This is a genomic window from Marinomonas sp. CT5, from assembly GCF_018336975.1.
Taxonomy (GTDB): Bacteria; Pseudomonadota; Gammaproteobacteria; order Pseudomonadales; family Marinomonadaceae; genus Marinomonas.
In genome coordinates, this window is sequence record NZ_CP025572.1 from 1404926 (window position 1) to 1416683 (window position 11758).

An 11758-nucleotide genomic window follows, 5' to 3' on the forward strand; every position below is an offset into this window, starting at 1 on the left:
TCGAGTTAGTGTAATTATTTTATTGTCTTCTTAAGCTTGAAAACCGATTGATAAGGCTTAGTTTATTTAAGAATTTAGAGATAGTTAACTGGATGTCTTGTCTTTGTAATAACTTTATACCTACTAAAATCCATTTTAATTAGTGGGTGAGTGAGTGGGATCCCTTTTATACAATGGATTGTTATGCCTTTAATCCTTAAATATTCTTTACGAAAATTTCAAGATTTGTAAGTTAAGTCCTTTATCGGCTGAAATCTTTATAAAATCAACCCCATTATTCTTTACAAAATGTCAGGAAGTTAAAACTGATTCACATGCTTAAATAAGCAGTTCTACTATGAGTCCACAGGCCGCTTTTACATAGCATGTTTTGCTAAGGTTTGCATGTTGAGTGAACTTGTTTTAAGGCCTGCTCTGTCGAACCTGTAGCGCATATAAGCAGAGATATCATCCTCGTGAGAAGAGACAATCAACTGGCAATGCTTGAGTTCGCAACGGAGTAGGTCTGTCAAGGAAGCAATGTTGATTTCATCCAGAGATTGTGACGGGTCATCAATCAGGATGAGAGGTACCTTAGCGTAGACCTTATTAAGTGAAAGAAAGAAGGCAAGACTAAGAGCGGACACCTGGCCAGAACTCATAGACATGACTGCGTCGTGTTCAGATTTTTCGGCAGTCAGAAATCTCAACTGTGTACCCTCTCGGCTCTCGATAAACAGACCGAGGCCGCGCTGGTAGTTTTGGATCAGCCTGCCACTGTAGATGTGGAATATGAATTCGATAGCCGAAATTGTCTGATCGGTATAATTCTGCTCTGTTTTCTTCAGTGTGCTGCGGAGCTTTTCAATTTTACCTTGTGCTTTTTGAGCCGCCAGGATTTCTTTTTCGATAAGCTTAAGATCGGAAATACAGGTTTGGAGCCGAGAGTTTTGAGCCTCGTTTGCTTTAATCGATATGTACTGCTCTTTGTTCTTTAGATCTTCAGCCGTTATTATGTAGAAATCCTGCAGGTCTTTGAAGGCGCTGTTTGTTGTTTCTCGCCAGTCCTCCGGCAGTGCTAAAGCATCAGCTTCAACCTGTTTTTTATTCCTTAGAATCGCTTTGAGCTTTTCAAGTCGCTCATTTACTACATCATCACTTTCCGTAAATGAGTCAGTAAATTGAATATTGTCGTTTTTCAACTTCTCCATTAGCTGGGTTATTGCTGGGAGCCGAAGCTTAATTTTGGTCAGCTCTGCATGAAGATTTGGTTTAAATGTAGGCTTGAGAGCCTTCAATCTGTCTTGGATAGGGATGTCGATGAGCTTCAGCTCAGCGTCCATAGCAGCGATTAGGTTAACTAGGTCCTTACCATCCTTGCTTAGTGATTCAGAGATCTGCTTGGTTCTTTCTTCAATGGCATCCACCATCGATTTGTGATCTTCCCAGTCAGTGCCACAGAGAGGGCACAACTGATCATCTGGATAGGACTTCTTGTGTTCATCAATCAGCTGCCTTTTCAGGTGTTCCAACTCGGCTATAACGTTCGCATTGGCGCTGCTTTTTTCGCTTAGGCTGTTTCGGGATTCAATTTGTAACTCAAACCACTCAAGGCGCCCATCCGCCCAGTTTGGTAGTGATTGGGCTTCTTCGACCTTGATCATCGAGGCTCCGCGCTTGATGGTGGCCGCTGAACGATTCAGTTCATTGATCCCCTTCTTAATGACTTCAAGCCCATCAAGCTTCTCAAGGTCTTTACCGAACTGAGCTAAGCTTCTCAGAGATTCTTCGTTACGTTCGATGTCGGCATCAATTGCCTCGTTGTGAACCCTGGTTTTTATCGTGGCTTTGAGCGGTAAAAGGGCAATAATTTTGCGAACTGATTCCAGGTAGGCAGCATGATCTGATGCTGAGTATGTTGAGAATAGAATCTCCTTGTCCCATATTGGTTGGGCATCAGTCGTTGAGAGTTTTTTGTACTCAATTATCCCAGTCTCTGCCTGCAATGTATCTTTTAGTGTGGCTATCTCTTCTTTAAGTGATAAAGCTTTTGCCGCGTATTCAGGATTGTTGATGTACCTTGTGAGTTTATTGTATATGGTGTTACAGCTTTCGATCTCAGTTTCGATATCGCTGATGTTGAAGAGGTTTCCTAGTTTATCCTTACGTTCGTCTACCCGAGTGTGTAACAGCCTGTTTTGCCCTTGCTCCAGATAGTTAAGGAAGGAAAAGTTCTCCCTGAAATTTTTTCCGAAAATTTCATCAAGGAAGTTGTTGTCGCGCTGATTGATCTCCGTGAAGTCGGACGACTCGAACTCTGGTAACTCGTAAAGTTTGAAGTTTTCGTACTTGTCCGCACGATTGTTTACTGGTTTTTTGAATATCGCGGCTGGGCAATGTCTGGCCAAAGCAAGTTTGCGATCATCGTTAATGAATTCAATTTTAATGCATAGGTCGTTATCGCCGGAGCGACTGTTCCAGAATAGATTGTCCGCGTAATTTCTCTTGTTACTGGTTAATAATGTATCGAATAGGTTTTGTATTCGATTGATCTGGCCGGTCAGCAGTAGTTCAATTGCGTCGAAGATACTTGTTTTACCATAGCCGTTAGGTCCATCCAGAGTTAGCAAGGACGATTCGCCAAGATCTAAGTAGATATGCTTGAATGCTTTGAAGCTAGAGACTTCAATCTTGGATATTTTCCATTTCATGGTTAATCATTTCCTTGATAATTGCGTCGGCGTTTTTGTTTGTGACTTTCTGGATAGTCGAATACGTATCGTTCAAGTCGGCTTCAGCAACGGCCTCAGTTGCTTGTAACCTCAATGACACAAGATTTCCTTGATGGCTAGGTAGCACTAGGAAAGGAAGTTTGATAAAGGTCTTCGCAGCGAAGCTGTATTGTGTGGCGACAAGGGGGTTTTCTTTGTAATTAAGAAATTCCTTTTTGTCAGCAATAACAGTCTCAAGTTTTTCATAGGTGAAATTGGAGAGAGCGCTTTCTTCCGCAATGCTGTAGTAGAGGACATATTTTTTATAAAAATGCGGGTCTTCCTCAATTGCGAAGATTTCTTCTTCGTGATCCTTGAACTCGGCCAGAACGTCAAGGCGATGAATGCAAATCAGATCGCAATTCTTCTTGAAGCTTGGGTTCCTGAGAAAGTCCTCAGGAGCAAGTTGATTGATTCGGTTATTCAGCTCGGCTGGGTCAGGGAGGTCGTCAAGATTATGTACGACTGCGAATCTGATAGCTGATCCAGATTCACGAACATAAAAGCTTGTGGTGTCCATTTCACATTTACTTACAAAGCCATGGCTAACAAGTGCTTCATCAATAAGCTGTTTTATCATTCAGTCGTCCCTCAGCGTCGTCTTTTGTCATTACGCTAATGCATAGCGACTTGGTGATGTTGCTTTCAAGCTTCTCAGTGGCAGGTTTGTTATTGAAATCATCTGAGTTTGTGAATTTTGTATTAAAGGTGAATGAGTCTTCTGCTTTACTAGCAATTAGATGGTTGTACTCAAAAAGTAGTCTCAGCAGATCCCCGTTGTTTTTCATTTCACGGATCATATCAGACTCACACTCTTCGCTTTCATCTACGTCAAGAGCGGTAGGCACGTAGAATCGATTTTCTCCGTCAAGATAGTGTGGGAGATAGTTATGGTTGAATATGGGCTCTGCTGAAATAGCCTGGATAAGCTTAGTGTATCGCCTGATATCGTTAGTCTGAACGTCTTGAAACCGCTCGGATGGCTTCATCATCTGGCATAAGGTCTTTAATTCGTTGATGTGCGTTTCGCGAATGTGCTCACACAGACCCCTGGCTCTTTCATAAGTGGCGTCACTCATTGTTGGTAGCGCCTGATCCAGTCTTTCTTCTAGGTGAGTTTGGAGCCTGGCCTTTAATTCAACTGCATAGTAGTCCCTATTCTGATAAGGATTTTCGGTCAGCAGGTCATTTAAAATATCTCTGGCCTTAATACGGCCCTCGTATGCGGCTTTATTTTCTGAGAGCCCATCAACTTGATTTAACTTGTGGTTATGTACTGCCGTGGTGCTTATTTTTTCTGACAGTAAACAGTAGTTAAAATTGATAAGGTTATCACTGGCAGTGATGAACTGTTTCTCGCATATTTTTTTTATGAGTTCTTTGGTCTGCCCTTCAATTTCACCCAGCCCGCAATGATAGTAGTCTCCGTAACGGTAGAATTTTACTGTTTCTCCGCTAGCGCCTTTATGATCATCAGTATTGTTTAGCTGGACAGATACGTGAAAGTAACGAGTCGTCCCCTTTATTTTGTCATGTTCGATTAAAGTGGATTGTTCCAATGCTGCGGTGTAGCCACTTCGATATTTACTTATCTTTGCTTTGACTTGATGGGCGGAGTGTAGTTTTTCATTTTTATAAATAGCGAAGTCGTCACTACTGTCTAGCTGAAGTTCGAAATCTAATTCTCCATCGTGAATAAGCTTAAGCGAGTGATATAGCGCAATTTTCCCTTGATAAACGAAGCCGCTCCACGAGGATACGGCGCTGGCTGGATATTTTTCATCATCTTCTTGACTCACATGAACTCCTTTTACTGTTAGCGAGCAGCCAGTGTTGCGGAATTATATATTATAGTATTTCAAGGTATTTGCGTACGAGAAGTGTTCTTAGATAAACCCTTAATGGAATAGTTGTCAACTGAATAAACTGTCTACAAGATACCACTAGTAAAGATCAAGCAACTATAAATCTTTAATATCTATAGCAATCTCATGTGAGTTTTTACGCTGTTCTACGACTTTTTCTAACTCTAAGTCTTCCAACTTCTCCAGCTCAGTGATTAATGCTTTCTTGGAATTATCATCCAAGCGGGAAATCAAGCACGCCAGTTCAGCACTTAGGTCGTCCTCACACAAAAAGTAGTTCAGAGGGACATTGAGTTCTTGAGCAATTTTTCTCAAAGTCTCGACATCAGGAACATGTCGTCCCTTTTCATAGTGGTTCATACGGCCGCTGGCAGAGCTTTCGTCCATACCGATTTTTATCCCAAGTTCTTTCTGGGATATGCCGATTTTATTGCGAGCTTGCTTAAGTCGCCGTGGTATTGGGTTATCTGACAAAATAGTTTCATCTTTAAAGTCTCATGTACTTAGATTGTCTAAGTTTTACTTATTTCTGTATACTTAGCAATCCTAAGTATTTAGTTTTTGAGACACAAACATGACATCTAAACCATTTTCTTTGAATAAACAGTTCAAAGAACTCTTGCAACGCGTGGAAGGAACCAGCATCAGACGAAAAGAACTCATTCAATTAGCATCAAGTACAACAGACCTAGACATAGTCCAATCTACTAGACTAGTAGCAAGGAACGTGAGCAGGCTGACATCTAAAGGCCTCCTGAGTGCCAGTGGAGAGCGAAACGCTCGAACCTACCACCTTACTTCTGAATTGATTTTAATGCTAAACAGAAGCTCTCGTGAGCCGTCAGACGAAGAAACTATAGATACAAGTCAAAGCTCAAATGAGGTGCATCTTCTAGATGAAGAAAAGAAAGCCAATGCTGAATTAAAACTACTGTTGGGAGAGATTGATGCTTATCAGGAATATTTAGGACTATTCCCACATAAGCGACCAGCTATTTTGAAATTGCTAGATGAGTCTAGAGAGAAAGCGACAAGGTTCTACGGTCGATTAAACGCCATCAAAAAAATTATTAAATCAACTCAGCCTGAGGGGAATGTCTAATGCTTAGGACATGGCAAGAACAGTGCCTCTCTCAAGCTAAAACATCTTATAGAAAACAGTCTCAATTCTTAGTATTGGCTTCCCCTGGTGCAGGTAAAACCCTGCTTGCTGCGTATATAGCAAAAGCTCTTATCAACAATGGAGATATCGACTATGTAGTATGCTTTTCCCCTTCTCGAATCGTTTCACAGAGTATCGAAGAAACATTTGAAAAAACATTGAAGCGAAAGTTTAATGGCAGACTTGGGGCAATCGGAGCATCTCGCACTTATCACTCTCTTAGTAACGCAGCTGAGCTAATTGAATAGCCACTAGTTAGCTAGACACCTTTTAGTTAGATAAAATGATCTAAGTGAGAGGTATTTATGAGCAAAGTACGTTACCCAGAACAATTCAAAATTGAAGCGGTTAAGCAAGTGACAGAAGCAGGCTTTAGTGTTGCTGAAGTCGCTAATCGCTTAGGCACCACCACCCACAGTTTATACGCTTGGATTAAACGATATGGCCCAGAGGCAGAATCTTTTGCAGAGGCCTCTGCTGAGTCGAGCGAGATTCTTCGTCTTCGAAAAGAACTCAAACGAGTAACGGAAGAGCGCGACCTGTTAAAAAAAGCCGCGGCGTACTTCGCAAGCCACCCAGACTAAGATACGCCTTTATCAGGGATCACAGTGTCGATTTTTCAGTAAGACGACTATGCAATCTCTTCGATGTTCACCCTAGTGGCTATTATGTTTGGCTGAAAGAGCCAAAATCAAAGCTGGCTAAGGAAAATGAGAGGCTAACAGGTCTTGTCAAACAACTGTGGCTGGAGTCGGGTTGTGTCTACGGTTATCGAAAGATCTATCACGACCTGAGATCCTTGAATGAATCTTGTGGTATTAATCGAGTGCATTATCTGATGCGAAGAGCAGGACTCAAGGCTCAAGTGGGTTACCGCAAGCCTAGGGCTCGTACAGGAGAAACACATACGATAGCTAGCAATGTGCTTGAAAGGCAGTTTAATCCAGAAAGCCCGAATACAGCTTGGGTTACTGATATTACGTATATCCGAACTCATGAAGGCTGGCTGTATTTATCCGTCGTACTCGATCTCTATTCGCGTCGAATAATAGGCTGGAGTATGGGCCCGAGAATGGTGAAAGAACTTGTTCTTGATTCACTGATAATGGCGGTATGGAGAAGAAAGCCAAAGCATAGGGTGACGATTCACTCAGACCAAGGCAGTCAGTTCACAAGCTATGATTGGCACAGTTTTTTGGACGATCACAACTTACAAGCCAGTATGAGTCGACGAGGGAACTGCCATGACAATGCTGTTGCTGAAAGCTTTTTCCAGCTTTTAAAGAGAGAACGAGTGAAGCGGAAGATTTACTCGACAAGGAGCGAAGCAAAACAAGACATTTTTAATTATATCGAAATGTTTTATAACCCTGTCAGACGCCACAGTGCCAATGATATGCTGTCACCTGTTGAGTATGAAAAACTGTTCGAAAAGATGATTGAGAAGTGTCTACTGAACTAGTGGCGATTCATACTCGTATGATCTTGTTGATGCAATAAAAGACAAAGTCTGTCGGATGCCTCAGATCACCGCAATTGATATTGAAAAAGTAACAGTAAAAGGGTTAGGTAAATTTGAAACCTACACTAGTTTGCAGTCATTGCTAAACGAGGGTGAAGTAAGCTATCAAACTGTGATCAGACATCCTGAAGTCATCAAACACTTACTTTCATTAAGCGTTCATCGGCTGAATATTCTTAGAAAGAGCTCATCTAATGCTGGCGGCTTAATAGTCGCATCTTCATACGAACATGCTTTACAGATTCAATCCATTCTATTGGACCTCTTCAATAAAGAGTCTACTTTAGTATCCTGTAGGCATGATGACTCACCAGAGCTTATTAACCGTTTCCGTAAAAACAACAGCGAATGGATAATCAGTATTGCCATGATCAGCGAAGGGACAGACATACCAAGGCTGCAAGTTTGCTGTAGTCTTACCGATGTCACTACTGAACTTTACTTCCGTCAGATCCTTGGGCGCATCATACGAATGACCAAAGATCAGCCACCTATCGCTAATATGTACATGTTGGCAGAGCCAAACTTGGTGGAGTTCGCAGAGCGGCTGAACAAAGCAATCCCCGGCACTTACAACTATCAAAAAACAGAAGAATTGCTGAATAGTATAGACACTCCAGACTCAAAAAATGGTGGTAGTCGAAACTCATACAGAGACGACGTTTTGCAACCCGAGACTGATCTTGGTGAATTTATCTTGAGTAACGATCATGATCTATTGAAACAGACATGCTTGAATGAACTGACAATGTCTTCATTCAGATCGAAAATCATTTCTTACTATTTATAGGAATTCGCCACTCTTGAAATCCCGCCTCATTTTTGGTCGAAAAATCGTGCTTTCTCCCTTGTGACAAAAATTCACTTGGTCATTACCCCACAACTCAGATTTAATAAAAAACCTCACAAATCAATTATATGATTAATTTTTAGAAGATGAAGCTTTGTTGTTTTATGTCATACCTCTATAGGAAAGTAGCCAATTATAAGAAAACATATAATTTATAAGAAAAAATATAATTGCATATAATTGGTATACTAAAAGAGGGATGAGTCGAGTGGTAAAATAATCTGACATAACTCTCGGCATTATTTGCTCTATGTAATTTGAATTATTGTAGCTTCCTGTTAGAGTAAAAACCTTCAAGATTATCAGGGTTCACTATGAATGCAGGTGAGATTGGCGCAGCCGCAGGGCGAATATTTAACTACAAAGCGCCGCTTAATTGGATTATCCGCAGTCAAGAAGACCAGGATGATCATGGTATTGATTGTGAAATTGAGCTGAAAGATTCAAACGGTAAAGCTCTTGGTCAAGAGAGCGTGTTTAAAATTCAGCTTAAAGGTCAAGAGAACTGTTCATTTATTGAGGACGGACAGAAGCTGTCTTTCTCGGTCTCTCGCGCCCGTCTTCAGTATTATCTCAAGTTCAATATTCCAGTGATATTGGTGGTTGTTGAAGTGTCTAGCGAAGAGATTTACTGGGTTTCTGTGACTGACAATCAAGAGATCTTGGAGAAAGTAAGAGACTCATCAACTGATACTTTGACTGTTCATTTACCTGTTGAAAATAAGCTAGAAAGAAACGATTCCACAGCATTTGATAAATTGCTTGTGGCTGTTCAAGAATGTTGGAACTTTCTGTCTTTAAGAGATCTTAAGCTTGCGGTTAACAATTGTAAAACCCTGCAACCAGAAGCTTTAAATACATGTATCGAACAAGTTGGTGATGCTTTGTTCAAGGCTTACCATATCAAGTTAGAGCAGTTGATGGTTAGAGGGGCATACTCCCAAGTGTTTAAACAAGCGAGTGATCTTATTAACTCTCCAGTCGTACCGTCAAAAGACAGATTCATTGCGGCTTTGTACTACTTTTTTGCTTTTGATATTCAGCCCTACACACAACTTAAAAGCGATGAAGCTTTAGAGAAGCTAAAGCTATGTGATTATCTTGTACGCAGCGCTAGAGAGCAAAGAGAGTCAGCTTACCGTCTAACTGCGATAGCTAAAGCCAGATGTACAGTGTTCTTTATTAAAATTGAACAGTTGAATGCACTTCATCATACAAGTGATCACTTCGAAACAGATAGCTTTGAATTTTTGTATATGAATCGAGCAGCTAACACTCAATACCATGAAGCGTGCGTGCGTTTACAGAAAATCATTAACTTGTGCCATCGCTTGATTAGACAAAGTCAGTTCAACATTTTGGCTGATGTGATGAAAGACTTAACAATGTCTATTGGCATGTTTAAGTCGATTCACAAGGCTCGGGGTACGGATGATGCGATTACATTTCTAGACGAGTGGTTTGAAAGCATGATCTACATGTCTTTAACTTATCTGGCAATGGTTAAAGATCTTGGAAAAATTGAACACTTGTATCTATTCATTAGCATACAAAAAGAGCTAAAAGAAATTGTTCAGTTTGATATGAGAAAGTTGATTCTCGAACATTTCCCTGACTCACACGAGTTCCTTGACTGTCTGGATCATATAATTGCTAACCAGAAGAAACCAGAGCCACTTTTTGAAACCAGCATTGAAGAGCAAAAGCAATTCTTTGCTGATATGGCTAAAAACCTTGGTATGGATCCAGACGATCCTACTTCGAGAGAGGGACAGTTCGTCTCAATAGGTTTAGCCAACTATGACCCTACGAATGTTATTGGTCATTGTGAGCATATGTTTGTTGATTACCGACCGAGAGGGATGATAGCCCAGCAGTTAAGAATGCACTCTCTAAGTATGTCTATCATGACTTGCTTAAAGCATAAGCATACTGTTGGAACTGGTAACTTGCTAATCAAGGCATTCGATAACTCTGATGGATCAGAGTTTGCGTTAGGATTTAAGCAAAGCCATTGTGATAAGTGCTGTGATTGCTCACCAAGAGCAGATGATTGGGTTTGGAATTTGAAATGGCATCAAGAAGAACGCACAAAGCATGTCGATTGGCTTGATAAGATAGACTTTTAAACAACTTAAGCAATCCATCTAGAAATCAAAATAGAGATGCGATCACCTCTATATGGGCAATTTAAGCTGCGTCTACTTCCTACTTCAGCTTCTGACTTTTTGTCACAATTTATAGGGGTTAACCATTGGATACTTTATTCGCTAGCAGCATAACTTCCGATTTGTCTAACGCTTTCTTTTACTGTCCTAAGGATGGAGTTCCATCTATTCAGGTAGGTAAACCCATGGCTGGAGATATAGTTTTCTGGCTCAAATATAATAATGAAGATGTAAACAGATGTGCTAGTAGACTGATTAAAGAGCTAGGTCATGAATTGGGTGTCAATAATATTCAGAGCGCAAAGAAGATACTTCTAAAATTCTGCTCGGATGCATTTAATACGATTGATGCGGATTTTTTTTCGTTAACTAGTCTGGATGAGCCGGTAAGTACCATATTCTCACAACAGCATCGCAATATTCTAAGTGATTTGTTTGTAGACCACATCGACTCTCAAAAAACTCTTAAACCTTACGTCTACACTATTCGGTATGCTAATACAGACGGGGTGCATAGGTTCACTAATAACTTATGTATTTATGGCTCAGGTCAAATAGAAAACCTACTTGGCGATATGAGAGCGCGAACTGGAATAAACTATCCTTTAGAAGCACAGGATGATAAAAACTTGCGCCGTATTCCTATCGGGAGATACAAGCTACAGTCTGATAGTTCTGCTGTTTTGGTTTATGCACGCTCAAAAAATGAAGCAGTCGAAGAGTTAGACAGGTTATTTGGTGCACTATGCGCGACTATCGATAATCCTTTGAGAATCAATAATGAAATAGTTGATTGTAGAATAAATTCTTTTGATTCGATGGACATTACCACAAGCACAATAAGATCGAACCTACCTTCTGTTTATGAGATAAATCTGAGAGATGAAGTTGTTAGCAATCTACAGAAGATTTTTTCTTCTCCCCCTAAGAGAATGAAATCTGCGCTATCTTTTATCGCTCATGGGTGGACCCTTGATAAACGCGAGAGTTTCCTAAACCAATTTATTGCGTTAGATGCACTGTATGGTACAAACAAAAGTAACAAGGCATCTATAGTTGGTGGGGTGAGTAGAGACGCATGTGATATCGTAGGTATCGAATCAAAAATAAAAACTATTTACGATTTGAGGAGTAAGTTTGTACATGGGGAGATATCAATATTCTCAGACCATGACAAATACCAAAAATTTGTTGATGAACACGGTATCGACCCAATTGAATCATTGTTTGAGATTGTAAGAGTATGCGTTATCAACTATCGAGGAGAATACAAGGTAGAACAACCTGATACGGTTAACCTTCGAGTACCCAAAGGACTAGTTGAAGAGTTTAATAAGAAGATAAGCGAATATTGCAGAACATAGAATATTCACAAACTGATTTGTACTATCAAAACTGGACACCAAGTTAAGTGATTTTTCCATACCTGTACTTATTCATG

At 40.5% G+C, this 11758-nt stretch carries 10 protein-coding genes; 6 read left to right on the plus strand and 4 right to left on the minus strand.

Annotation, left to right across the window (positions count from 1 at the left end; all coding sequences use genetic code 11):
- Positions 1-356: 356 nt before the first annotated feature.
- From C0J08_RS06620 to C0J08_RS06635, 4 genes are all read right to left on the minus strand, one after another.
- Positions 357-2690, minus strand: coding sequence for an AAA family ATPase (locus C0J08_RS06620; RefSeq protein ID WP_212655312.1), 2334 nt, complete (start codon positions 2688-2690; stop codon positions 357-359).
- Positions 2665-3330 carry an ABC-three component system middle component 1 gene (locus C0J08_RS06625; RefSeq protein ID WP_100187477.1) on the minus strand — a complete coding sequence of 222 codons (666 nt, stop codon included), beginning with the start codon at positions 3328-3330 and terminating at the stop codon, positions 2665-2667. The genes C0J08_RS06620 and C0J08_RS06625 overlap by 26 nt, the downstream gene beginning before the upstream one ends.
- Positions 3311-4549, minus strand: a complete 1239-nt coding sequence (locus tag C0J08_RS06630) for an ABC-three component system protein (RefSeq protein ID WP_212655313.1) — start codon at positions 4547-4549, stop codon at positions 3311-3313. Before C0J08_RS06630 ends, C0J08_RS06625 begins: the two co-directional genes overlap by 20 nt.
- A gap of 162 nt (positions 4550-4711) precedes the next feature.
- The gene (locus C0J08_RS06635; RefSeq protein WP_249344539.1) at positions 4712-5089 is read right to left on the minus strand and encodes a helix-turn-helix domain-containing protein; all 378 of its coding nucleotides are present in this window, start codon (positions 5087-5089) and stop codon (positions 4712-4714) included.
- Between the two features lie 100 nt (positions 5090-5189).
- Here C0J08_RS06635 and C0J08_RS06640 point away from each other — a divergent pair, with 100 nt between their 5' ends.
- From C0J08_RS06640 to C0J08_RS06665, 6 genes are all read left to right on the plus strand, one after another.
- Positions 5190-5717, plus strand: a complete 528-nt coding sequence (locus C0J08_RS06640; RefSeq protein ID WP_212655314.1) for a VspR family transcription factor — start codon at positions 5190-5192, stop codon at positions 5715-5717.
- The gene (locus C0J08_RS06645) at positions 5717-6025 is read left to right on the plus strand and encodes a DEAD/DEAH box helicase family protein (RefSeq protein WP_212655315.1); all 309 of its coding nucleotides are present in this window, start codon (positions 5717-5719) and stop codon (positions 6023-6025) included. The genes C0J08_RS06640 and C0J08_RS06645 overlap by 1 nt, the downstream gene beginning before the upstream one ends.
- Positions 6026-6082: 57 nt before the next feature.
- Positions 6083-7239 (plus strand): IS3 family transposase gene (locus C0J08_RS06650; RefSeq protein WP_374058263.1). Its coding sequence is split into 2 segments (ribosomal slippage): positions 6083-6328 and positions 6331-7239, totalling 1155 coding nucleotides; the frame shifts between segments, so codons are not numbered across the junction.
- Between the two features lie 55 nt (positions 7240-7294).
- On the plus strand, positions 7295-8089 hold the full coding sequence (locus C0J08_RS06655; RefSeq protein ID WP_212655316.1) for a DEAD/DEAH box helicase: 795 nt from the start codon (positions 7295-7297) through the stop codon (positions 8087-8089).
- A gap of 374 nt (positions 8090-8463) precedes the next feature.
- Positions 8464-10278, plus strand: a complete 1815-nt coding sequence (locus C0J08_RS06660) for a DUF4365 domain-containing protein (RefSeq protein ID WP_212655317.1) — start codon at positions 8464-8466, stop codon at positions 10276-10278.
- 125 nt (positions 10279-10403) lie between these two features.
- On the plus strand, positions 10404-11681 hold the full coding sequence (locus C0J08_RS06665; RefSeq protein WP_212655318.1) for a HEPN domain-containing protein: 1278 nt from the start codon (positions 10404-10406) through the stop codon (positions 11679-11681).
- Positions 11682-11758 lie beyond the last annotated feature (77 nt).